This is a genomic window from Streptomyces sp. NBC_00078 (assembly GCF_026343335.1).
In the GTDB taxonomy this organism is placed as follows: domain Bacteria; phylum Actinomycetota; class Actinomycetes; order Streptomycetales; family Streptomycetaceae; genus Streptomyces.
Genome location: NZ_JAPELX010000001.1, coordinates 8643586 through 8665316, shown reverse-complemented (window position 1 = coordinate 8665316; position 21731 = coordinate 8643586). Strand labels below are relative to the sequence as shown.

The window sequence follows — 21731 nt, the reverse complement described above, 5'->3', positions numbered from 1 at the left end:
CCGGTCAGTGGCGGCCGCCACCGCCGTATCCGTGACCAGGGTCCGAGCCGTACCCGCCCCATCCGCAGTGGGACGGGTTGTAGTAGCAGTAGGGGTTCGCGGGATGGGTGCCGGTCGGCGTCGGCTGGGTGGCCGTCGGGGTCGTGGACGGCGTCGCTGTGGGGCTCGGTGTCCTGGAGGCCCTGGGGGTGGGCGTCGCCGAGGGCGAGTGCAGGGGACCGCTGTCGGTGTCCCAGTTGACCACCTGCATCTGGAGGTCGGCCTTGGAGGTGTCGAAGACCCAGCGCTGGGCGGCGCCGTCGTCGCGGGTCTTGACGACCAGCGCGCCCGAACCGTCGGTGGCGGCGGGGGTCAGTGCCAGGTCCTGGTCCCAGCGCGGAACGAGCGTGCCCTGCAGGGTGAAGTCGTAACGGATGTTCCTGGCACCCGGCCTGGACGCGCCCGTGCACGGGGCGAGCTGCACCGCGAAGCCGAGGTGGGAGTCCAGACACAGGCCGGGGTCCGCGACGCTGCGCAGACGGCCGTCGGTCTCGTACGACCACTGCTGGACGGCGGCCGAGGAGCAGTCGGCGAGCTCGGTCTCGGCTCCCTCGACGGCCTTCTTGCCGATGACGGCGACACACAGTCCGGAGTCGACGTTGTGGAGCCCGCCGCGCAGGGTGCCCTGGGAGCCCGTGCCGGCGCTGACCCAGGACGGGTCGGCCGCCGGCGAGCCCTTGCCGCTGCCGGGTGTCTCGGAGGGGTGGCCGCCGTCGGCCGTGGTGCCGTCGTCGCCGGAACCGAGCACGGACCACAGGACCAGCGGGAGGACGATCAGCCCGCTCACCGTCAGGACGGCCGCGGCGAGATTGCGGCGGCGGGCTCCGGCGTGCCGGGCCGCCCTGTGGGCCGAGCGGCGGGCGGCGGCGCGGCCCCCGGTACGGGAGCCCGCGCCGGGAGAGGGGTACTCGCGGGTGAAGGGCTCGCCCGGTATGGGCGGGGCCGGGATCTCCTCGGGAAGAGCGCCGGGCTCCTCGGGCCGGGAGGCGCGGGATTCCACGTAGGCCCGGGCGCCCCAGCCGAGCACCGCCTCCGCCAGGGCGAGGCCGATGCCGTGGTTGAACTGTGCGAGTTGGTCGGCCGTGTGGCGGCAGTGCCGGCAGCCGGCGAGGTGGGCCTTCAGGTCGGGGTCGATGTCGACACCGCCGCGCCGGTAGGTCACGTCGAGCATGCGCAGGTAGCGCCGGCATTCCTGGTCGGGGGCGAGTTCGCGGTGGACCTGGAGGCACTCCTCGCGCAGGCGTTCACGGGCCCGCTCCAGCTCGACGCGCGCGTCGTCCTCCTCCAGGCCCAGCAGGCCGCCGGGTATGTCCAACGGCTCGGCCTCGACCTCCACGTGCCACAGCAGGCAGCGGGCCGACTGGGGAAGCCGCTGGAAGGCTCCGGACAGCAGGCGCCGGTCGGCCGCCGGGAGCAGGCGGGCCGCGACGCGGTCACCGCCCTGGGAGCACAGTTCGGGGTGGAGGTGTTCCCGTCTGTGGTCGTTGTCCCACTCCGCCGCGATGCGGCGCACGGTGACGAGCAGTTGGGGACGCCAGGCGGACGTCGGCCCGTTCTGCCGCAGGGTTTCGCCGAAGAGCCGGGTGAATGCGGCGGTCGTGAGCATTCCCGCGGAAGGGGCACCGTCGGTGCACAGCCGGGCATAGGCGAACGCCGCTTCCCAGTGCCGGTCGAGCAGCTCACCGACGGGCTGCAGCGCGGGTGTCGTCCCCGTCCACTTCTTGAGCTCGGCGCTCAGTTGTTCGTCGGTGACGTCGAACCGGCGGTCGGACATGGGGGAATTCGACAGGCCGGCGTCTTTCACGGCTGCATTCCTCTCGGCGGCATGCGCATAAAGTCCATACCAATGGGTATGAGGACCCGTCGCCCGTGCGACAGTGTCCGCCCGTACAGGATTCAGCAGCTCGAACGTCCACCTGGGGAAGCTCTTTTGAAGCGTAGGTCGAACGGGAGCGGCCTCGTGCGCCCAGCAATAAAATCCATTGCCCGTGCGCCGACAGGGCACACCTTTACACAGGTCAGGGAGGCCTAACAAGAGATCTCGCGGTTTTGTGCTTCGCCTGCCCGCCGAGGAGATTTGACGAATCGTCAACGTTGTCGGGCGGTAATCGGGAATGGGATTCAGCAGGCTCGCGGTGCGGCCCACCTCCCCAACCATTGAACGGCCGTCCCGGCGCACATCCGACGGGTCGTGCGGCGCACTTCGGCTCACGTTTCAACCATTGAGCCGCCCCTCCGGTAGGCGCCGGGCGGTGCACCGTAACGCGCGTGGAAGACGCGGCTGAAGTGGAAGGGGCTGGCGAAGCCCGAGGCCGCGGCCACCCTGTCCACTGACAGATCCGTACTCTCCAGAAGCCGAGCGGCATGCCGCAGGCGGGCCTCGCGCAGCGCGCGCATCGGGGACTGCCCGGACTGCCGGGTGAACAGGTGGGCGAACCGTGAGGGCGACAGCGACACGCTCTCGGCGAGCGAGCGCACGGTGTGCGGGGCCCCGGGGTCCGCGGCGATCAGTGCCTCGGCGTGCCGCACCCGGGGGTCTGCGCCGGGAGAGGGCGCCGGGGGCCGCGCGGTGGCGGCCGACAGAAGGACGATCTCCTCCAGCGAGGACAGGGCGAGTTCCCGGGCCGCAGTGCCGTGCGCGACCGCGACCCGGTCGTCCGGTGAGGTGGCGGGCGGTGCGTCGGTTCCCGTCCAGCGGGCGTCGGCGAGCATCCGGCGGAAGGCCGCCCCGACCCGTTCGTGCAGGGTGGCCGGTGTCGGCGTGACGACGAACAGTCCGTCGCCGGTGTCGTACGGACGCAGCCACGGCGACCAGGCGGGGCGCGCCTGGCAGTGCACCCACCAGAACTGCCAGCTGCGGGCGCCCGGTTCGACGGCGTACTCGTGCCGGACGCCCGGGGCGAGCACCACCAGGTCTCCCGCGCCCGCCCGTGCCTCGGCCGCTCCCTGGCGCAGCCGGCCGTGCCCGCCCGTCGTCCAGGTGAACAGCCAGCTCTCGGCGCCCCGCGGCCGGTCGACGCCGTACCCCTGGAGCTGGTCGTAGCGGCCGACCACGACCAGGCCCGGCGGCGGCGCAGCAGTCTCGGGCAGTCCGTCAGCGTTCACGGGCATCCTCCTCAGGAGTGCGGCGGCCTAGCGTGATGAGCCGAGGACACCTGACCGAGGAGTGGACGCATGACAGCCATGGACATGGGCGCCGCCGGCGCCTCCATCCTGACCCAGGACGGGCTGAGGCGGTTCGAGGAGGACGGGTTCACCGTCGTGCGCGGGCTGTTCGGCCACGACGAGATCGACCGGCTCTGCGCCCACTTCGCGGCACTGCACGCGGCCGGGCCGGTGCCAGGGCACTTCCAGCCGCGCACGTCCGAGGATCCGCTGGCCGCGTACCCGAGGGTGATGCACCCGCACGAGATCAGCGAGCCCGCCCGGCGCCTCCTGCTCGACGCCCGGCTGCGCACGGTGCTGGAGGCTCTGCTCGGCGAAGAGGTCCTGGCCGCCCAGAGCATGTTCTACTTCAAGCCGCCGGGAGCCCGGGGGCAGGCGTTGCACCAGGACAACTTCTATCTGCGGGTCGAGCCGGGCACATGTGTGGCGGCGTGGGTGGCCTGCGACGTGATCGACCGGGACAACGGCGGTCTGGAGGTCGTCCCCGGTACGCACCGGATGGACCTGTTCTGCCCCGAGGAGGCGGATGCCGAGGTGTCGTTCGCGCGGGAGTACGTTCCCCCGCCGCCGGGCCTCGCGGCCGTGCCGGTCGACATGGCGCCGGGAGACGTCCTGTTCTTCAACGGCAGCCTGGTGCACGGATCGCAGCCCAACGGCACGCCGGACCGTTTCCGCCGCTCGTTCATCGGTCACTACGTGGGGCGGTCGGTGGAGCGCATCGGGCGCTACTACCGCACGGTGACGATGGACGGTGAGCGGGTGCTGCTGGCGGAGAGCGAGGGGGCGGGTCCCTGCGGCACGGAGTTCGAACCGCACGGGCCCCACTAAGGGCTTGCCGGGGCGCTCGTCAGCCGTGACCGACGATGGCGTGCGGCGCGTACGGCTGCTCCAGCTCCTCGATCTCCTTCTCGCTGAGCTCGAGTTCGACGGCGGCCACCGCGTCATCGATGTGGTGCGGCTTGGCGGCGCCGACGATCGGCGCCGCCACCGTGTCCTGGTGCAGCAGCCAGGAGAGGGCGATCCGGGCGCGCGGCACGCCTCGATCGCCCGCGATGCGGGTGACGGCCTCGACGATGGTGCGGTCGCTGTCCGGGTAGAGGCGGCTGCCGAAGTTGTCGTTCTCGCTGCGCTCCGTCACGGTGCCCCAGTCCCGGGTGAGCCGGCCGCGGGCGAGCGGGCTCCAGGGCAGAACGCCGACGCCCTGGTCGGCGCAGAGGGGCAGCATCTCGCGCTCCTCCTCGCGGTAGAGGAGGTTGTAGTGGTTCTGCATGGACACGAATTTGGTCCAGCCGTGCCGCTCGGCGGTGTACTGCATCTTGGAGAACTGCCAGGCGAACATCGAACTGGCCCCGATGTAGCGCACCTTGCCCGCCTGCACCACATCGCGCAGGGCCTCCATCGTCTCCTCGACGGGGGTGTGCGGGTCGAAGCGGTGAATCTGGTAGAGGTCGGCGTAGTCGGTGCCGAGGCGGCTCAGACTGTGGTCGATCTCGGCCATGATCGCCTTGCGGGACAGGCCGCCGCCGTTGGGCCCGGGCCGCATCCGGCCGTGCACCTTCGTCGCGAGGACGATGTCGTCGCGGTTCGCGAAGTCCCGCAGCGCCCTGCCGACGATCTCCTCACTGGTGCCGTCGGAGTAGACGTTGGCCGTGTCGAAGAAGTTGATCCCGGATTCCAGTGCCTGCCGGATCAGGGGACGCGAGGCCTCCTCGTCGAGGGTCCACTCGTGCACGCCGCGGTCGGGCAGGCCGTAGGTCATACAGCCGAGACAGACCCGCGACACGTCCAGGCCCGTCGAACCGAGCTTCACGTACTGCATCGTTGCTGCTCCTGCCTTCGGGATGGGTACGAAGGGGAGCGTACGACTTCACCCGCACTTCCAGCACCACGCCCTCTTGACGCAGTGCCCGCGTCGGCGCTTTGATCATTTGCGCGGCCGCTCAGCGGCACGCAGAGGTGCGCCCAGCCGGTAGCGGACGAGTTCCAAGTCCGGCCAAAGTCGCCAGGATCGCTCAGACACCCGGTCCGAGGCGGGGCCGTACCCGCGATTGATGGAGCGGACATGCCCGCCAAGGGTGTCTCTCGCGTCGGAGGCCTCGGGACGGCCGTCGGCGCCTGTCTTCTGCTCGCCGCCGCGTTGTCGGCGTGCGGTTCCTCCGGCAAGGAGTCGGCCGGCACGTCGAAGCCGTCCGCGGAGCTGCAACTCCCGCCCCGCCACGCCGGCTTCGACTACCAGATCGGCGGCGCCTATCCCCCGCCGCCAGGCACCCGCGTCGTCAGTCGTGACCGTACGGCCTCCCCTGCGACCGGCCTGTACAACATCTGCTACGTCAACGCCTTCCAGTCCCAGCCGGACGAGCGCACCTCCTGGCCCTCCGACCTCCTGCTGCGGGACGAGCGGGGCAAGGTGGTCGTCGACGGGGACTGGGGAGAGGCACTGCTCGACATCCGGACACCGGCCAAGCGGCAGCGCGTGGCGGCCCGGATCGGCCGTTGGATCGACGGCTGCGCCGCCAAGGGCTTCGACGCGGTCGAGCCGGACAACTACGACAGCTACACCCGCTCCCGGCACCTGCTGACGGCGAACGACGCAACCGCCTTCGTCAGGCTCCTGTCCCGGCACGCGCACGCCCGCCACCTGGCGATCGCGCAGAAGAACACGGTGGAGCTGGCCGGGCTGAGGAAGCGGACGGGGCTCGACTTCGCGGTGGCCGAGGAGTGCGCGGAGCACGACGAGTGCGGGGCGTACGCGAAGGCGTTCGACGACCGGGTGCTCGTGATCGAGTACTCGGACAGCGGGCTGCACAAGGCCCTTACGGGGTTCGGCGACCGGCTGAGCATCGTCCGACGGGACGTGATGGTTTCGACGCCCGGCAGCGACGACTACGTCCGCAAGGTCCGGTGAGGGCGACGACCGAGGGGATGTCACGTCGTCGGCCGCCGCTCGGCACGTTCGTCACCGACGGGCTGCACAGCGCTGTACGCCAGGCCATGGCCGCCGCCGGGGAACGTGCCTGGGGGTGGCCGCGGGCGAGCCGGCCCGTCAGGCCCTCTGCGTCGGGCTCCTGGACGAGATCCACGTCGACCTCGTACCGGTCCTCCTCGGCGCGGCACCCGCCTCGTCGGAGACCTCGCCAGGGCCCCGATCGCGCTCTCCACACCGCGGGTCGTCGAGAGCGCCCGCTCACGCACCCGTACTTCCTTCACCGTCGCCGACAGGCCCTGAGCGCGTATCGGCCCACGCCCAGTCGGTCCAGCGCGCACTCCCACCCGAACTCAGGTCGCACACCGTCCTCCCCCACCTCACCGGAGTGCGGCTCACCGAACCGGACACCCATCCCGCGCAGGCGTATCAGTGCGCCGGCGCGGCCGGCTCGCCGAGTTCGTGGAGCGTCAGCAGGATCCCCGGGAACGGATCCTGGCCGTCTTCGACTGGCTGGAGCGACGGTTCGGCGAAGACGGTTTCCGTGGGTGTGGCTGGATATTCCTACGGCGAGCTGGGCGCCACGTCGGCCCGCGTGGTGGCCCAGGTGCGGGCTCACAAGCGGGCGTTCCGGGACTACCTCGTCGCACTGGTGGCCTCGGCGAGGCTGCCCGGCGCCCTGGCGGGCAGCTGTTCCTGCTGGCCGAAGCGCCATGGTCAGCGCCGGAATCACCGGGAGCACCGAGCCCGCGCGGGGGGCGCGTGAGGCGGCGCGGCTGCTGATGTCCCGCTGAACCTCAGCTCTCGGACACGGTGATGGCGCCCACCGGACAGGCCCGGGCGGCCTCCCGCACCATCGGATCGCCGCCGCCGTCCTCGCGGCCCGGCAGCAGCGTGCTGAATCCGTCGTCGTCCTGGGAGAAGACGCCCGGGGCGGCCATCGCGCACTGGCCGGCCCCGATGCAGACGTCCCTGTCGATGTCGATGTCCCTGTCGATGTGCATGGCCTGCAGCCTCTTACCAGGTCACGGGGAGTTCCAGCATCCCCTGGATCGTGTCGCCGGGCTTGAAGGGGATCTCGTCCGCCGGAGCGGCGAGGCGCAGCGTGGGCAGCCGGTCGAAGAGGGTGCGCAGGGCGATCTCCAACTCGGCGCGGGCCAGGTTCTGGCCGAGGCACTGGTGGATGCCGAAGCCGAACGCGACGTGGTGGCGGGCGGAGCGATGCCAGTCGAGGGTGTCGGGTGCGGGGTAGACGTCCTCGTCTCGGTTGATGACCGAGGTCGCGAAGATGACGCCGTCGCCCGCCCGGATCGTCGTGTCGCCCGCCTCGATGTCCTCGGTGGCCCGGCGCAGCAGCCCGTCCGCGATGGACAGCATCCGCATCAGCTCCTCCACCGCCGCAGGCACCAGCTCCTTGTCGCCGCGCAACTCGGCCAGCCGCTGGGGGTGTTGGAGGAGCGTGAAGGTTCCGAGGGAGATCATGTTGGCGGTCGTCTCGTGACCGGCGACCAGCAGGATGGTCGCGAACGAGATGACTTCCTGGCGGTCGAGCACTCCCTCGCGCAGCTGCTGGTGGACGAGTTCGTCCAGCACGCCGTCGCCCGGCTCGGGCTGTTTCTGCTTGTGGTCGATCAACTCCTCGAAGTACGCGTCGAGTTGGTCGCGAGCGTCCTGCACGTCCTCGACCGTGGGGCCGCGCAGCAGCCGGCGTGACTGTCCTTCGAAGAACTCGTGGTCGGCGTAGGGGACGCCGAGCAGTGCGCAGATCACCATCGACGGCACGGGCAGCGCGAAGGCACTCACCAGCTCGGCGGGCGGCCCCTGGGCCACCATCGCGTCGATCCGCTCGTCCACGATCCGCTGGATCTCGGGGCGCAGTTCGACGGCCCGCCGGAGAGTGAAACTGGGGACCATCATCCGCCGCTGAGTGCGGTGTTTCGGGTCGTCGACACCGAGCAGCGCGACCCTCCGGTTCTTCACCGCCGAGAAGCGTTCGGTGGGTGCCGGGAAGTCGGGGTGGGTGCGGTCGGTCGACAGCCGCTGGTCGGCCAGCAGATCGCGGGCCAGGGCATGACCGGTGACGAGCCAGGCCGGACGGCCGTCGTAGAGGGTGATCCGGGACAGCGGGCGGGTGGCGCGAAGGGGCTCGTAGGCGGTGGGCGGGTGGTAGGGACAGGTCCGGTCCTGGGGGAACGCGACGGGTTCCGTTTCCATCATGGAAAGACCTCGCAGACGAAGAGCGTGCGTCGTGCAGATCTTCATTAGATGCCCGGGGCACCTATAGGGCGACGTGAAGTTCGGCCAGATCGGTGGTCCGGGCAATCTGGCCGGGGATGCTCGCTCACGCATCGGAATTCGGTTGTGGGCCGGCCGCGGCCGCGACCAGAATCCGGTCATGCCTGCGACGTTCACCCTGCTGCCGCTGACCGCCACTGCCATGCCGGTGCGGTTCCAGCAGCAGTCCGGCCGGCACCGGAGGCCGACGCTTCCCGCGTCGTGACCGCCGCGCTCGTCGCGGGCCTGGTCGCGGGCTACGGCATCGCCGTTCCCGTAGGCGCGGTCGCGACCTACCTCGTGTCCCTGACCGCCCGTACGTCGCTGCGGACCGGTGCCTGCGCGGCGCTCGGCGTCGCCACCGCGGACGGGCTCTACGCCCTGCTGGCCACGCTCGGCGGCTCCGCGCTAGCGGCCGCTCTGCGGCCCGTACTGGGGCCGCTGCGCTGGGCCTCGGCCGTCGTGCTGGCCGCCCTGGCGGTGCGGGGCGCGGTCGCGGCGCTGCGGCTGTACCGCGGTCACCGGCTCACCGCCCGGTTTGCCCCGCCTCCCCCGAGTGCCGTACGGGCGTACCTGAGCCTGCTGGGGGTCACGCTGCTCAACCCCACCACGGTGATCTATTTCGCCGCGCTGGTCCTCGGCACCCGCACCGCACAGGCGGCGCCGCCCCTGGAGCAGGGGGTGTTCGTCGCGGCCGCCTTCGCCGCGTCCGCGAGCTGGCAGTTGCTGCTCGCCGGGGGCGGGGCTCTGCTCGGCCGGGCGCTGACGGGCCGGCGGGGGAGGCTGGTGACGGCGCTGCTGTCGAGTGGCGTGATCACAGCGCTCGCGGTACGGATGGTGGCTTGATCTTCACGGCTGCGTGGCCGAAGGCCGGTGCGGTATGGATGAATCCTGCGCGCACCGGTGTTGACGCGGGGTGCCAGTCAGCCGTACGACACGACGATGGGACGGATGCCATGCCTCTCGAGGGCGAGTACGAACCGAGTCCGGCGCAGTGGGTGCGGGATCAGGTGGAGCTGTACGAGAGCTCCGGTGGCACGAAGGGGACGACCCTGCGGGACACCGGGCTGCCCGTGATCGTGCTCACGAACCGCGGCGTCAAGAGCGGCAAGATCCGCAAGACGCCGCTGATGCGTGTCGAGCACGACGGCCGGTACGCCGTGGTCGCCTCGCAGGGCGGCGCCCCCGAGCACCCGGTCTGGTACCACAACCTCAAGGCCGACCCCCAGGTGGAGCTCCAGGACGGACCGGAGAAGCGGGCCTACGTCGCCCGTGAGATCAGCGGCGCCGAGCGGGACGAGTGGTGGGAGCGTGCCGTTGAGGCCTACCCGCCATATGCCGATTACCAGAAGAAGACGGACCGGCAGATCCCGGTCTTCGTCCTCGAACCCGGAGAGAAGTGATCCTGGCCCGGGCCGGGGGCCGGATCACCGAGCCCTGACCCGGGCCGGGGCCTGCACCTGAACCGGGCCGGGACCCGTCCCTGAACCGGGCCGGGACCCGTCCCTGAACCGGGCCGGGACCCGTCCCTGAACCGGGCCGGGACCTGTCCCTGAACCGGGCCGGGACCTGTCCCTGAACCGGGCCGGGACCTGTCCCTGAACCGGGCCCGGAAAAAGTCTTCGTTCGAGTACGCATGAAGTGAATGGCGCAGGGCACGCGTGTGTCAGGCCCCGCCGCGTTCCCCCGTCGCGGCGGGGCTTTCCAGCGCCTCCTGGGCCGGCCGGTCGGTGATGTCGAGGAAGATCTGGTCGGCCTCGGGCACGGCGTCCGCCAGGGACCGCTTGATCCGTACGGCGACCTCCTCGACCAGCTCGCTGTCCAGCCCGGGCATCAGGTCGATACGGGCGGCCACCAGGGCCGTGTCGAGGCCCGTCTTCATCGTGAACAGTGCCTCCACGCTGTCGATCTCGGGCTGCGCGTCGAGCAGCTCGCGGATCCGGGCCGCCGTCTCCGGGTCGGCGGACTCCCCGATGAGCTGGTCGCGCGCCTCGCTGCCCAGGCGGTAGGCGACGAAAACGAGCAGCACGCCGATCGCCAGCGACGCCGACGCCTCCCACACCACCTGTCCGGTGACCATGTGCAGCGCCATGCCCGCGGCGGCCAGCGTCACACCGAGCACCGCGGTGCCGTCCTCGGCGACCACCGTGCGCAGTGCGGGGTCCTGCATACCGCTCCTGCCGCCCTGCCGGCGCACCTGATGCAGCGCCCTCAGCAGTGACGCACCCTCCGCGACGAAGGCGACGCCGAGCACGATCAGGCCCGCCACATAGCCGCTGAACTTCTCCTCGGCGCCGTTTCTGAGGGCCTCGACGCCCTGGAAGAAGGAGAAACAGCCACCCATGACGAAGATTCCGACGGCCGCGAGGAGCGACCAGAAGAAGCGCTCCTTGCCGTAGCCGAAGGGATGCCGCATGTCGGCGGGGCGGCGGCTGCGGCGCAGCGCGGCCAGCAGGAACACCTCGTTGAGGCTGTCGGCCACGGAGTGCGCGGCCTCCGAGAGCAGAGCCGGTGATCCGGCCAGCAGGCCGCCGACGGCCTTCGCCACCGCGATCACGAGATTTGCCGCGAGCGCCACCAGCACGGTGACGCGAGTCCTGCGGTCTGTCCTGTCGTGCGAAGATGTCCCGCTCACCTTCGCCGACTGCCCCTCTCGTGGCGGCTCACACCGTGCGGGCGGCCGAATTCGGGGAACGCGTCCCCTGAGGGACACGCACCGCAGGGAGGAAACATGGGCGGCGGGGGCAACAGCACGTACGGGAAGAAGTCGTTCAAGCGGTCCAAGAGCCACTTCACGGACCGGATCACGGCGGACGGCCGGGACGGGTGGCCGGTGGAGGCGGACCGCTACCGGCTGGTGGTCAGCCGTGCCTGTCCGTGGGCGAGCCGGGCGCTGGTCTCCCGCCGACTGCTCGGACTCGAGAACGCCCTGTCCCTCGCCGTCGCCGACCCGGTCCAGGACGACCGCAGCTGGCGCTTCACCCTGGACCCTCGGGGCCGTGACCCGGTCCTGGGCATCCGCTTCCTCAGCGAGGCCTACGAGCGGCGGGAGACCGGCTACCCGGGAGGCGTGAGCGTGCCCGCGATCGTCGACATCCCCAGCGGGAAGCTGGTCACCAACGACTACCGGCAGCTCACCCTCGACCTCGCCACCGAGTGGACCGCCCTGCACCGCGACGGGGCGCCCGACCTGTACCCGCACGCCCTGCGCGACGAGATCGACACGGTGATGGCGGACATATACGAGGACGTCAACAACGGTGTGTACCGGGCGGGTTTCGCCACGGACCAGGAGGAGTACGAGGCCGCGTACACCGGCGTGTTCCGCCGTCTGGAGCTGCTCACGCCGCGGCTTGCGCGGCAGCGCTATCTGGTCGGCGACACCATCACCGAGGCCGACATCCGCCTGTTCACCACCCTGGTCCGCTTCGACGCCGTCTACCACGGACACTTCAAGTGCAACCGCTGGAAGCTGGCCGAGAACCCGGTGCTGTGGGCGTATGTTCGTGACCTCTACCAGACGCCCGGCTTCGGTGACACCGTCGACTTCGACCACATCAAACGGCACTACTACCAGGTCCACACCGGCATCAACCCGACCCGGATCGTGCCTCTTGGGCCGGATCCGTCCGGGTGGCTCACGCCCCATCACCGCGAAGAACTCGGCGGGCGGCCGTTCGGCGCCGGGACGCCACCGGGGCCCGCGCCCGCGGCCGAGCAGATCGCGCCGCAGAGCCGGCCCTGACCGACGCACCGGCCCCGACCGACGAAGGAGACAGACGTGGCGAAGAACAAGAAGAAGATGAAGCTGCCCCTCGCCTACAAGCCCCTGGGGTTCGCGCTGGGCTGGGTCAGCGGCTCCCTCGCCGGGCTCGCGTTCCGCAAGACGTGGATGGCGATGCGGCACGAGGAGGACGCGCCCGACGCCCTGGACCAGGAGCGTGGCTGGGGCGAGATCCTGCTCGCCGCCGCGGTCCAGGGTGCCCTGTTCGCCGTGGTGCGCAGCGCGGTGGACCGCACGGGCGCGAAGGCCATCGAACGCTCCACCGGCGTCTGGCCGGTCGCCGAGAAGGGCGGCCGGGACTGACGCCGGTGGGGCCGCCGGTGGGGTGACTCAGCCCTGCTTGGGTGCCGTCGGCGTGACGCGGCGCAGGGTGAAGGAGTGGCCGGCCGGGTCGGCGTACCCGCGTTGCTCGAACGGCCCGGAGGCGTCCTTCGTCTCCAGCGGGCGCCCGCCCAGCTCCACGACCTTGCGCTCCGCCTCGTCCAGGTCCGCCACGACGAAGTCCAGGTGGGCCTGGAGGGAGTTCTCGGGGCGCGGCCAGCTCGGCGGCACCGCGTTCACATCGCGGCGGAAGGCCAGCCGGAAGCCATCGGCGCCCTTGATCTCCACGCGGTTGGCGGTCGCATCCGTCTCCTCGGCCTCCAGCAGCTCCTTGTAGAACACGGCGAGTTTCTCGGGCTCGGCGCAGTCGAGCACCACGTAACCCGCTTCCACCAGTGGCATGTCTCCTCCGAACGGTCGGGGGCGCGGGGCGTCGTGTCCCGCCGCTCCCATACCTCACGGATATCCCGGTCCGGCCCTTTCAGTCGGCGACCAGCCAATTCCCTTACGAGCGTGTCGAGTTGGTGGGCGTCAGGTCTCCTTTCCCGCTCGGGTCTCCGCCAGTCGCGCGGCCGCCGCGCTCAGGAACAGGTCCAGTGCGGCCGGGTAGGAGCTGTGGGGCATGTCGGCGACGAGGTGGCGGGCGGTGGCGGCGATGTGGGGGTGCGTGTCGGCGGGGAGCCGCGCGTAGGTGGACCACCACACGGCCGTCTCCGCCTCCCGGGCGGCCTTCGGCAGGGCGACGCTCGCCGAGTCGAGGGCGCCGAAGGCGAGGGACTGGTCGACGAAGGCGTGATAGATGCGCACCGCCTCGACGTCGTGGAAGCCGGCGTCGCGCAACACGCCGAGGATGGTCTCCACGGCCTGGATCTCGTACGCCCGCCCGGTCACGCGGTAGGAGCTGAGGACGGCCGCGCGGGGGTGGGCGAGGGCGCCCGCGTGCATGCGCAGACCGAGGTCCCCGAGGTCTGCGCGCCAGTCGCCGGTGGGGCGCCAGCTACGCAGGGTGCTGCCGATGAGTTCGTCGGTGACGGCGAGCATCAGGTCGTCGGTGTGGCGGAAATAGCGGTACAGCGAGCTCGGGTCGGCACCGAGGGCGCGGCCCAGGCGCCGGACGGACAGGGCCTCCGCGCCGTGTTCCTCGATCAGGCGCAGGGCGGTGGCGACGATCAGCTCCTCTGAGAGGACGACGCCCTGCTTGGTGGGGCGTCTGCGGCGCCGGGCATCGGGCGGGACGACGCGCTCGCTCATGGACCGCCTCCCTGGTGCCGGTGCCGTGCCCGCACCTCATGACAACACCGTTGACGTGTTAAGCCCCCGGGCAGTTTCATGTGCGGTCACCGGGGCCGACCAGGCCCCACGGTGCGAACCGAGCGGCACGCTGCAGGAGGGCGCGATGCAGCTCGTCGGGCGTCTGACCCCGCCGGTCACCCCGGCGGACCGGCTCGCGGCCCTGCTGCACGCGCAGCGCCATCTGCACGCGCTCGGCATCACGGCCTGGCAGGACGCTCTCGTCGGGGACTTCCTCGGCATGGACGACCCGTCGCAGGCGTATCTGACCGCCGCGCGCGACGGCTCGCTGACCGCTCGCGTGGCCGGCGCCCTGTGGTGGGACCGTGAGCGCGGGGCCGAGCAGATCCCCGAACTCGTCGAGAAGCGGGCCGCGTTGAGCCACGGCCTCTTCCGCGCGGGCAGCGTCAAGCTGATGCTGGACGGGGTGGCCGAGACCGGCACGGCGGCGCTGCTCGATCCGTATCTCGTCAAGCGCGGCTGCGCCACCGCCAATCGGGGCACCAGCTTCATCGACAGCGACCAACTCCTCATGTACGTCACGGAGTTGGACGGTCTCGGTTTCCAGTGCCACTTCCACGCGCTGGGCGACCGGGCCGTACGGGACGCCCTGGACGCGATCGAGGCCGCGCGTGAGTCGAACGGGCCGAGCGACACCCGGCCGCATCTGGCGCACCTTCAGGTCGTGCACCCCGACGACGTGGCGCGCTTCGCCCGGCTCGACGCCACGGCCAACATCCAGCCGCTGTGGGCGGCGCACGAGCCGCAGATGGACCAGCTGACCATTCCGTTCCTGGGGTCCGAACGGGCTGCGCGGCAGTACCCGTTCAGGATGCTGCTGGGCTCGGGGGCCCGGCTCGCGGCGGGCAGCGACTGGCCGGTCAGCAGCCCCGATCCGCTGCAGGGGATCCATGTCGCGGTCAACCGCCTGGCGCCCGACGGTGACGACGCCCCGGTGTTCCTGCCCGGCGAGCGCATCGGCCTGGCCGAGGCCCTGACCGCGTACACCGCGGGATCGGCGTATGTGAACCACCTCGACGACACCGGCCGGGTGGAGGTCGGCGCGTTGGCCGATCTGGTGGTCCTGGACCGCGACCCGTTCGACGGGCCGACCGAGGCGATCGCGAAGACGGTGGTGACCCTGACGCATGTGGGAGGGGAGGCAGTGTACGCAGCTCAAGAGGCGTAAGCAGTAACGGACATCACGGTGAGGTCACGCGTAGATCATTTAGGCTCTGGGCAGCCTCGTATCGCTTCTCGGTTCAACTTTCGGCCATGGAAGCTGAGTTCGAGTAGCTGAGTTCGAGTAGCTGAGTTCGAGTACACGGGTGGCCGCTTCGGCCACCCGTTCTCAGGGTGGGGGGACTCTGCGACGCCGTCTACCGAAAGGAAGCGCATGCCTCAGGACGTCACGTTCGACCTCGCCTTCGACACCCCCGTCAGCAGACATCCGGAGTACGTCCAGGAATGCTTCCTGATCAGCCCAGTTGAAGCGGCGATGCACATGCGCGCCCTGTAACAGGAGCACTTCGACAAGGGCGGGCCGTGCACGGTAGGCCCGCGGGTGGGCGATCCACCCCACTTCCCCGGCCGTCGACGCAGCAGTCGTGCCCCTCGCGGTCGTTCGCAGCAGGCGCACGAGCCGGTCGCGTGCGTCCGCCTGTTCGGCGAGGCCATCGCCGAAGCACAAACCTTCCCGGACACAACCGGCCGAAAGCCCCGGTCGGTCGATTTTGTTGTCATGACCACAGCTTGATGGGAAACCGGTGTGAAATTTCGAGTCAGAGGTGCTGTCCCCAAGGCCTCCGCCGACAGCCTGCTCCCGGCGCAGCCAAGCGCCCACCTGCCGCCCACGGCGGCGGGGAACGCCCTGGCCCGCCTCTTCGGAGAACACGCCAAGGGGAGCACGGAGCGGACCCGGAGGTCCGAAAACGCCGCTCAGCAGCGGCTGGAGGCATTCGGATCCCCCCACTACAGCACCACCCTGAGGGTGGAGGGAGCCCTCCACCTGGCGCGGCCCGCGTTCCTCCCGCCCGACGAGGAGGGTTCCGCCAGGTTGAGGCACCTGGACGCCGGCCTGCGCGTGATCGAAGCGGCCTTCCCCCAGGTCAGCACCGATATCGAGGTCTGCCGACTGACCTGCACGATGCTGGAAGAGGCCTGGCGGACCCGGGCGCTCACCCCGCCGCGCGAGGAGGAGCAGACAGACGTCTGCTGCAGCTGCCCGCTGTGCCTTCGGCTGCCCGCGCCCCCCGCTCGCACCCTGGACGACTACCGTTGGCGGCAGAGCGCCGGTCGTCCCCTCACCGTCGAGACCTGGCCCTACCGCGAGGAACTCAACAGCGTTTTGACCGGTGGATGGGTCCTCGTCCGGCAGATGAACGACCTCGACAAAGACCTTGGCCTCCGCCACGGCTTCGAGGACGACATCCTCCTCTTCCACGAATACAAACGCGTGATCGACACCATCGATACCGCGCACCTCACCCAGCTCATCGAAGGCCGCCTGGCCGAGAATTTCAGCACCAACAGCGCACGGGCCCTGGTCTGCGGGCTCTTCGCAGCCCACAAACGATCCGTCGACGAGTACTGGCTCCAGCAGCACCAAGCGGGCAAGGTCACGCTCCCCCAGACCAACCCGCTCGGCCAGAGCACCTACTCACTCCTGCAGATGATGGACTGCCTGTTCTGGCACGTCTCACCCGACACCGAACTCTGGCAGGAAGAACACCTCGCCTCCCTGCTGCTGTGCCGCGTCATCGACGACATGACCGACGTACGGGTCGACGCCCTCACCGGCGAGATCAGCAACTTCTGGCTCGCCGACATACCCACCCACACCAAGGCCCTCTACGCTGCCTGCGCCATCGCCCTCGTCAAGTACGGCTGCATGCCCGAGGCGCACACCTCGATGTGGAACACCTGGCTGATGCCCAACACCATCGTCTGGATGGGGCTGACGGGCCGTCACGCCCTGTGGTTCGACGGCATCACCGAGGGCCTCCCCCCGGCCGAGGGGTGCCCGCTCTGCGACCTGCAGCCCAATGCGTGCACCGGCATCCTCACCCACGGCACCACCCTCACCATCGCCCCGCGGCCCACCGCAGCGGCACTGAGCACCCGGACCGCCGAGCTGTCCGCACGCTGCCGATCCCAGTACCCCGGGACATGGCCCCTCCTCGACGCCGAACTCCACGCCTTCGAAGCACTGCACGGCCCCTGGTACGGCAACATCGACAGGACGTGGGAGATCCTGCGTCGCACCTACATCGCCGCCGTGGAGGCATCCAGCGCCGCACCGTCCCCGGACCGCGCTCGTCATGTCCAAGAGGACGCCGGCGCGGTCGGAAGTGAAAATTTCTACACCCTGTACGACCCTGAGACCGGGAGGGAAGACACCGCGCTGCTCGCCTACATGTTCGGCTGCGCTCACCCGCATTTCCTCTGGAACGCCACGGGATACCGCCCCACGACCGTCACAGGCGACTGGCTCGACGGCTGACGCCTCCCGCGGCCCGTTTTTTTCACCGGGAAGACAGCGCTGCCCGGTCGGGATTCCGACCGGGCAGCAGTCTGCTCACACGGGGAACTCGACCGGCAGTCTGTCCAGCCGGGAATCCCAGGTGGAGGCGGTCGTGGTGAGTTCATCCGCCGGCACGGCCAGCTGCAGGCCCGGCAGCCGGTGCAGCAGGACGTCCACCGCAACCTCGATCATGGACTGCCCGATGCCCTGTCCGGGGCACTCGTGCGGGCCCGCGCCGAACGCCAGGTGCGCCTGGTTGCCCTGCACCGAGACGCCCGGATCGGGCCGGGCCTCGGGGTCGAGGTTGCCCGGGGCGAGACCGACGACGAGCAGGTCGCCCTCCTCGATGCGGTGCCCGCCCAGTTCGACATCGCTGGCGGCGAAGCGCCCCGGCAGGACGGCCAACGGTGGAGAGTTCCACATGACCTCCTCCACCACTGCCGAGATGTTCAGCTGACCGCTGATCAGCCCGGAGAGCCGGGAGGCGTCGGTCAGAACCAGCTGCAGCACCCGGGCCAGCAGGTTGGTCGTCACGTGCGCGGCGATCAGCACCACGCGCAGGTGGTGGACGACCTCGTCCTGGTCGAGACCCGCGCTGTGCTCCAGCAGGCCGGTGGCGAGGTCGGAGCTGGGCTCGGACCGCCTGCGCTCGGCGAGTTCACCGAAGATCTCCATGATCGTGCCGTCGAGCACTACGGCGTCCTCGCCGCCCTTGAACACCTGGGCACAGCATTCGACCAGTCGGCGCCCCTCCGCTTCGGCAAGCCCCAGAATGCGGGACATGACGAGCATCGGCAGTAGATCGGCGTAGTCCGCCACCAGATCGGCGTGGCCGCTGTCCGCGAACCCGTCGATCAGCTTGTTGGCGAAGTGCTTGGCGTGGCGCCGGATACCGCGGCCGGCAGCAGCGTGCAGCACATCGTTGACGGCGCTGCGCAGCCTGCGGTGCGCCTCGCCGTCCAGGGACACGCAGTCGGGGCGCCAGCCCAGCAGCGGCACCAGCGGAGAGGTCTCCCCGATCCGGCCCTCCCGCCAGTCCCGCCAGTTCCGCGAGTCCCGCGCGAACTGCAACGGGTTGTCCAGCACCCGGCGGCTCTCGCGGTAGCCGAGCACCAGCCAGGCCGGGACGTCGCCCTCCAGCAGCACCGGCGCGACGGAACCGTGCTCCTTGCGCAACCGCTCGTATATGCCGTGCGGATCGGTCGCGGACTCCGGCCCGTACAGCCGGGTGGTGCCCTGACCGTGCGCGACGGGACAACCGCCCGTGACACCGGAACCGTGGGACTGGTCGTTCATCGTGACTCCAGTGCGACGGCCGAGCGTTCCTGAAGATGACGGATCAGCGCGACGAGTACGTCACGGCTGGAGGCCCGGTCGCGGGCGTCGCAGGCCACGACCGGGATGTGTTCGGGTATGTCCAGTGCGTCCCGTATCTCCTCGACCGGATAGACCTTGGAGTCGGGGAAGAGGTTCAGGGCGACGACGAACGGGACTTTCTGCCGCTCCATCTCCTCGATCGCCCGGAAGCTGGAGGCCAGCCGCCGGGTGTCGACCAGGACCACCGCGCCGAGCGCGCCCTTGAACAGGCCGTTCCACAGGAACCAGAACCGCTCCTGCCCGGGCGTGCCGAACAGGTACAGCATCAGGCTCTCGTTGAGGCTGATCTTGCCGAAGTCCAGGCTGACGGTGGTCTCCGTCTTGTCGGCGACGCCGATGAGGTGGTCGACGTCGGCGCTGGCCTGGGTGAGCGTCTCCTCGGTGGTCAACGGCTTGATGTCGCTCACCGAGCGGACCATGGTGGTCTTCCCGGTGCCGAAACCGCCGGCGATCATCACCTTCACCGAGCGGGTGCCGCCGGCCGCCGGGCGGCCGGGATGGTCAAAGCCGTTCAAGTCCACTGAGTACCTCCTCAAGGAGCGCGAGGTCGGGCCCGCGGCCGGCGCCGTGTGCCGGGATAGGGTCACGGGCTTCGACGCGGCCTGCTTCCAGCAGATCCGCCAGCAGCACCGCGAGAATGTTGAAGGGCAGTCCGAGGTGGGCGCCGAGTTCGGCCACCGACAGCGGATCGCGGCAGCGCCGGAGGATGTCCTCGTGTTCGTGCTGCATGCCCGGTACGGGGGCGGTCAGGGCGACGATGAGGGTCGCTACGTCGAGACTCGACGCCGAACCGCCCGGTCCGCTGCGTCCCCCCGTGAGGACGTAGTAGCGCTCGAGACCGGACGGGTCCGTGGGCCGGCGGGGAGCACTCATCCAGAGTGCTCCTCCACTCGCGGAGTGGTGCCGAGGAGCTCACCCATCCTGCGGGCCAGATCCCTCATCTGGTGGCCGAGCAGGCCCTGGTCGAGGCCTTCCCGGGCGAGAACGCCGAGATACGTCTCCACACCGGCACGTACGACGAAGAGATGGCCGCCGTCGACTTCGATCATCGCCAGCCGCAGCTGCCCCGCGTACTTGGGGAACTGCTCGGCGACCGGCTGGGCCAGGGCCTGCAGCCCGGCCACCACGGCGGCGAACCGGTCCACGTCGTCGGGGTCTTCGGCACCAAAAGATGTGATGGCCTTGCCGTCGCTGGAGGCCACGAGGGCGAAACGGATCTCCGGGATGGATTCCACCAGATCGCGCAGCGCCCAGCTCACGTCGGTTCCCTGTTGCGTCATGTGGACTAGTCGCTCTCTTCAGTGCGGTGCTCGGTGGACTGGCGGCCGACGGGCGCCGTGTCCTCCGTGGTGTACTCCTCGCCTGCTTCACGGCCGGCGGTGGCGAAGGCTGCCAGGCCGGTGAACGAGGCGTCCGGCGGGACGGCGGGAACGGCGGTCTCCTCCGTCCGCTCGGTGCGCTCGACCGGCTGGTGCCGTGCCGCGTCCTCCCCCTCGTGCCGCTTGCTGCGGCGCCGGGGCAGTCCGCCGGGCGTGGTGTCCACCGTCGCGGATTCCTCGGCCACCGGCTGGGCGGGGACGGCCGCGGCGGGCTGGGGGGCCGGGGCCGCCGCCGTGGCGGGGGCGGCCCCGGCGGCGGCCGCGGGAAGCGGGCTGAAGTACTTGTGCGGGACCACTACCACCACCGAAGTACCGAGCCAGGGCGAGTCCGCGAAGGTGACGCGGATGCCGTAGCGGCGGGCGAGTGCGCCCACGACGCGCAGACCGATGTTGGCGTCCTCGGAGATGCCGCCGATGCCGGGTCCGGCCGCGGTGCCGGTGAGAGCCTCCTGGGCCTCGCGCTTCTTCTCCTCGCTCAGGCCCTTGCCGGAGTCCTGGATCTCGATGCCGACGCCGTTGGGCACCTCCTTGCCGGAGACGAGCACGGGCTCGCTGGGCGGCGAGTAGCGGGCCGCGTTGTCCAGCAGCTGCGCGAAGATCAGCGTGAGGTGGTCCACCAGGCCGCCGTCCACGCCGAGTTCCGGCAGATGGCGGACCTCGATGCGGTGGAAGTCCTTGATCCGGCCGATGCCGCCGCGCACCACGCTGAGCAGGCGCTGCGGCTCCTGCCACTGCCGGCCCGGCCGGTCCGAGCCGCCGAGCACACCGATGCTCGCGGCGAGCGAGTCGGCGGGGCCGAGCTCCTGGTCGAGTTCCATCAGGCCGCGAGCCACGGAGGGCAGCCGGCCGTGCTCGCCCTGCATCTCGTGCAGCCGGCCACGGAGCTTGCTGGTCAGCACGTGGATACGGTTGCCGATGCTGATGACGGCCTGCTCGGCGGAGGTCGAGCGGTTGAACTCCTCCTCCACGCCGATCAAAGCGGTGCGCAGCGCCTTGCGCAGTTCGGCCTGCAGGTCGGCGCTGACCTTCGCGCACTGGTTGGCCGCAGGCAGCAGGTCGTCGATGGACTCACCGGCGCGCAGCTGCTGCAGCGCATCGGGCAGCTGCTCGTTCGCGAGCCGGGCGACCGCGTCGTACTGGTGGGCGAGCTGCTCCCGCCAGACCTCGCCCTGGTCGGCGAGCTGGGCCTCGTACGACGTGGCCTGCTCGGCGAGGCGTGCCTCGAAGGCCCGTACCTGTTCGGCGAGTTGGGCGTCGTACGAGGAGGTCTGCTGGGCCAGCTGCGCCTCGTAGGCACCGGACTGGTCGGCGAGCTGTGACTCCAGTGAGCTGCGCTCGGCGCCGAAATTCCGCTCCAGGCCCGCGACGTGCTGCTGCCACTGCTGGGAGTGCTCGGCCTGCGTGGCTCGGAAGGAGCCCTCGGTGCGGCTCAGCTGTGTGCGGGTGCGAATCAGCAGCCGTACGCACACGGCGCTTGCCGCGGTGGCGGCGAGGCCCGCGACACCGGCGGCTATCCGCTCGGAGCTCATGAACGTTGCGGCAACCGTCCCGCCTCCTAAGGCCAGCGGCATCAACCACCAGCTGTACCAGGCGACAGGGGCCCGCGCCGCCGGCGGCGGGGTGGCGAGTTCCATCTGCATCCTTACGAGCAACACG

General features: G+C 70.5%; 21 protein-coding genes and 2 pseudogenes. 10 read left to right on the top strand and 13 right to left on the bottom strand.

Going from position 1 to position 21731, the window contains the following annotated elements; translation table 11 throughout:
- Positions 1-4: 4 nt before the first annotated feature.
- Positions 5-1843 (bottom strand): ricin-type beta-trefoil lectin domain protein, encoded by a 1839-nt coding sequence (locus OOK07_RS40345; protein WP_406313131.1) that lies wholly within the window; start codon positions 1841-1843, stop codon positions 5-7.
- Positions 1844-2247: 404 nt separating this feature from the next.
- Positions 2248-3150: a helix-turn-helix domain-containing protein gene (locus tag OOK07_RS40340; RefSeq protein ID WP_266801554.1), complete on the bottom strand. Its 903-nt coding sequence runs from the start codon at positions 3148-3150 to the stop codon at positions 2248-2250.
- A 63-nt stretch (positions 3151-3213) separates the two neighbouring features.
- Here OOK07_RS40340 and OOK07_RS40335 point away from each other — a divergent pair, with 63 nt between their 5' ends.
- The gene (locus OOK07_RS40335; RefSeq protein ID WP_266801553.1) at positions 3214-4032 is read left to right on the top strand and encodes a phytanoyl-CoA dioxygenase family protein; all 819 of its coding nucleotides are present in this window, start codon (positions 3214-3216) and stop codon (positions 4030-4032) included.
- Positions 4033-4051: 19 nt separating this feature from the next.
- Here OOK07_RS40335 and OOK07_RS40330 read toward each other — a convergent pair whose 3' ends face one another.
- Positions 4052-5023: an aldo/keto reductase gene (locus OOK07_RS40330; protein ID WP_266801552.1), complete on the bottom strand. Its 972-nt coding sequence runs from the start codon at positions 5021-5023 to the stop codon at positions 4052-4054.
- Positions 5024-5266: 243 nt separating this feature from the next.
- Between OOK07_RS40330 and OOK07_RS40325 the strand changes: the two genes are divergently transcribed.
- A complete protein-coding gene (locus OOK07_RS40325; protein WP_266801551.1) occupies positions 5267-6109 on the top strand; it encodes an endo alpha-1,4 polygalactosaminidase in 843 nt (280 codons plus the stop codon).
- A gap of 450 nt (positions 6110-6559) precedes the next feature.
- Positions 6560-6921: pseudogene (locus OOK07_RS40320) on the top strand (TetR/AcrR family transcriptional regulator); the annotation flags it as partial.
- Between the two features lie 3 nt (positions 6922-6924).
- Here the strand turns inward: OOK07_RS40320 and OOK07_RS40315 are convergent.
- Positions 6925-7131, bottom strand: coding sequence for a ferredoxin (locus OOK07_RS40315; RefSeq protein ID WP_266801550.1), 207 nt, complete (start codon positions 7129-7131; stop codon positions 6925-6927).
- Positions 7132-7144: 13 nt separating this feature from the next.
- Positions 7145-8344, bottom strand: coding sequence for a cytochrome P450 (locus OOK07_RS40310; protein WP_266801549.1), 1200 nt, complete (start codon positions 8342-8344; stop codon positions 7145-7147).
- Positions 8345-8623: 279 nt separating this feature from the next.
- On the opposite strand from OOK07_RS40310, the gene OOK07_RS40305 reads away from it, so the two are divergent.
- Both OOK07_RS40305 and OOK07_RS40300 read left to right on the top strand, forming a co-directional pair.
- Positions 8624-9247: a LysE family transporter gene (locus OOK07_RS40305; protein ID WP_266801548.1), complete on the top strand. Its 624-nt coding sequence runs from the start codon at positions 8624-8626 to the stop codon at positions 9245-9247.
- Between the two features lie 110 nt (positions 9248-9357).
- Complete coding sequence (locus OOK07_RS40300) at positions 9358-9804, top strand: nitroreductase family deazaflavin-dependent oxidoreductase (RefSeq protein ID WP_266801547.1); 447 nt, start codon at positions 9358-9360, stop codon at positions 9802-9804.
- A gap of 263 nt (positions 9805-10067) precedes the next feature.
- On the opposite strand, the gene OOK07_RS40295 is transcribed toward OOK07_RS40300, so the two are convergent.
- Positions 10068-11036, bottom strand: a complete 969-nt coding sequence (locus OOK07_RS40295; protein ID WP_266801546.1) for a cation diffusion facilitator family transporter — start codon at positions 11034-11036, stop codon at positions 10068-10070.
- Between the two features lie 96 nt (positions 11037-11132).
- Here OOK07_RS40295 and OOK07_RS40290 point away from each other — a divergent pair, with 96 nt between their 5' ends.
- Both OOK07_RS40290 and OOK07_RS40285 read left to right on the top strand, forming a co-directional pair.
- Entirely contained in the window at positions 11133-12146 is a 1014-nt protein-coding gene (locus OOK07_RS40290; RefSeq protein WP_266801545.1) for a glutathione S-transferase family protein, read from the top strand.
- Positions 12147-12203: 57 nt separating this feature from the next.
- A complete protein-coding gene (locus tag OOK07_RS40285; RefSeq protein WP_266802281.1) occupies positions 12204-12488 on the top strand; it encodes a DUF4235 domain-containing protein in 285 nt (94 codons plus the stop codon).
- Positions 12489-12515: 27 nt separating this feature from the next.
- Here the strand turns inward: OOK07_RS40285 and OOK07_RS40280 are convergent, their stop codons facing one another.
- Positions 12516-12908 (bottom strand): VOC family protein, encoded by a 393-nt coding sequence (locus tag OOK07_RS40280; protein ID WP_266801544.1) that lies wholly within the window; start codon positions 12906-12908, stop codon positions 12516-12518.
- A 129-nt stretch (positions 12909-13037) separates the two neighbouring features.
- Positions 13038-13757, bottom strand: a complete 720-nt coding sequence (locus OOK07_RS40275) for a TetR/AcrR family transcriptional regulator (RefSeq protein ID WP_266801543.1) — start codon at positions 13755-13757, stop codon at positions 13038-13040.
- A 115-nt stretch (positions 13758-13872) separates the two neighbouring features.
- Here OOK07_RS40275 and OOK07_RS40270 point away from each other — a divergent pair.
- From OOK07_RS40270 to OOK07_RS40260, 3 genes and pseudogenes are all read left to right on the top strand, one after another.
- A pseudogene (locus tag OOK07_RS40270) lies at positions 13873-14985 on the top strand (amidohydrolase); the annotation flags it as partial.
- A 207-nt stretch (positions 14986-15192) separates the two neighbouring features.
- Complete coding sequence (locus tag OOK07_RS40265) at positions 15193-15315, top strand: hypothetical protein (RefSeq protein WP_266801542.1); 123 nt, start codon at positions 15193-15195, stop codon at positions 15313-15315.
- Positions 15316-15564: 249 nt separating this feature from the next.
- Positions 15565-17298 carry a hypothetical protein gene (locus OOK07_RS40260; RefSeq protein WP_266801541.1) on the top strand — a complete coding sequence of 578 codons (1734 nt, stop codon included), beginning with the start codon at positions 15565-15567 and terminating at the stop codon, positions 17296-17298.
- Between the two features lie 75 nt (positions 17299-17373).
- On the opposite strand, the gene OOK07_RS40255 is transcribed toward OOK07_RS40260, so the two are convergent.
- From OOK07_RS40255 to OOK07_RS40235, 5 genes are read right to left on the bottom strand one after another with little or no spacing between them, the layout of a single operon-like run.
- On the bottom strand, positions 17374-18615 hold the full coding sequence (locus OOK07_RS40255; RefSeq protein ID WP_266801540.1) for a cytochrome P450: 1242 nt from the start codon (positions 18613-18615) through the stop codon (positions 17374-17376).
- Positions 18612-19217 carry a GTP-binding protein gene (locus tag OOK07_RS40250; protein WP_266801539.1) on the bottom strand — a complete coding sequence of 202 codons (606 nt, stop codon included), beginning with the start codon at positions 19215-19217 and terminating at the stop codon, positions 18612-18614. Before OOK07_RS40250 ends, OOK07_RS40255 begins: the two co-directional genes overlap by 4 nt.
- Positions 19198-19569 (bottom strand): DUF742 domain-containing protein, encoded by a 372-nt coding sequence (locus OOK07_RS40245; protein WP_266801538.1) that lies wholly within the window; start codon positions 19567-19569, stop codon positions 19198-19200. The genes OOK07_RS40250 and OOK07_RS40245 overlap by 20 nt, the downstream gene beginning before the upstream one ends.
- The gene (locus OOK07_RS40240) at positions 19566-19976 is read right to left on the bottom strand and encodes a roadblock/LC7 domain-containing protein (RefSeq protein WP_266801537.1); all 411 of its coding nucleotides are present in this window, start codon (positions 19974-19976) and stop codon (positions 19566-19568) included. Before OOK07_RS40240 ends, OOK07_RS40245 begins: the two co-directional genes overlap by 4 nt.
- A 5-nt stretch (positions 19977-19981) precedes the next feature.
- Entirely contained in the window at positions 19982-21709 is a 1728-nt protein-coding gene (locus OOK07_RS40235) for a sensor histidine kinase (protein WP_266801536.1), read from the bottom strand.
- Positions 21710-21731: the final 22 nt, after the last annotated feature.

Excerpts from the sequence above, each read along its gene's own strand:
- OOK07_RS40340 (WP_266801554.1), bottom strand. The coding sequence starts at position 3,150 with ATGCCCGTGAACGCTGACGGACTGCCCGAGACTGCTGCGCCGCCGCCG.
- OOK07_RS40335 (WP_266801553.1), top strand. The coding sequence starts at position 3,214 with ATGACAGCCATGGACATGGGCGCCGCCGGCGCCTCCATCCTGACCCAG.
- OOK07_RS40330 (WP_266801552.1), bottom strand. The coding sequence starts at position 5,023 with ATGCAGTACGTGAAGCTCGGTTCGACGGGCCTGGACGTGTCGCGGGTC.
- OOK07_RS40325 (WP_266801551.1), top strand. The coding sequence starts at position 5,267 with ATGCCCGCCAAGGGTGTCTCTCGCGTCGGAGGCCTCGGGACGGCCGTC.
- OOK07_RS40315 (WP_266801550.1), bottom strand. The coding sequence starts at position 7,131 with ATGCACATCGACAGGGACATCGACATCGACAGGGACGTCTGCATCGGG.
- OOK07_RS40310 (WP_266801549.1), bottom strand. The coding sequence starts at position 8,344 with ATGATGGAAACGGAACCCGTCGCGTTCCCCCAGGACCGGACCTGTCCC.
- OOK07_RS40300 (WP_266801547.1), top strand. The coding sequence starts at position 9,358 with ATGCCTCTCGAGGGCGAGTACGAACCGAGTCCGGCGCAGTGGGTGCGG.
- OOK07_RS40290 (WP_266801545.1), top strand. The coding sequence starts at position 11,133 with ATGGGCGGCGGGGGCAACAGCACGTACGGGAAGAAGTCGTTCAAGCGG.
- OOK07_RS40285 (WP_266802281.1), top strand. The coding sequence starts at position 12,204 with ATGAAGCTGCCCCTCGCCTACAAGCCCCTGGGGTTCGCGCTGGGCTGG.
- OOK07_RS40280 (WP_266801544.1), bottom strand. The coding sequence starts at position 12,908 with ATGCCACTGGTGGAAGCGGGTTACGTGGTGCTCGACTGCGCCGAGCCC.
- OOK07_RS40275 (WP_266801543.1), bottom strand. The coding sequence starts at position 13,757 with ATGAGCGAGCGCGTCGTCCCGCCCGATGCCCGGCGCCGCAGACGCCCC.
- OOK07_RS40265 (WP_266801542.1), top strand. The coding sequence starts at position 15,193 with ATGCCTCAGGACGTCACGTTCGACCTCGCCTTCGACACCCCCGTCAGC.
- OOK07_RS40255 (WP_266801540.1), bottom strand. The coding sequence starts at position 18,615 with ATGAACGACCAGTCCCACGGTTCCGGTGTCACGGGCGGTTGTCCCGTC.
- OOK07_RS40245 (WP_266801538.1), bottom strand. The coding sequence starts at position 19,569 with ATGAGTGCTCCCCGCCGGCCCACGGACCCGTCCGGTCTCGAGCGCTAC.
- OOK07_RS40240 (WP_266801537.1), bottom strand. The coding sequence starts at position 19,976 with ATGACGCAACAGGGAACCGACGTGAGCTGGGCGCTGCGCGATCTGGTG.
- OOK07_RS40235 (WP_266801536.1), bottom strand. The coding sequence starts at position 21,709 with ATGGAACTCGCCACCCCGCCGCCGGCGGCGCGGGCCCCTGTCGCCTGG.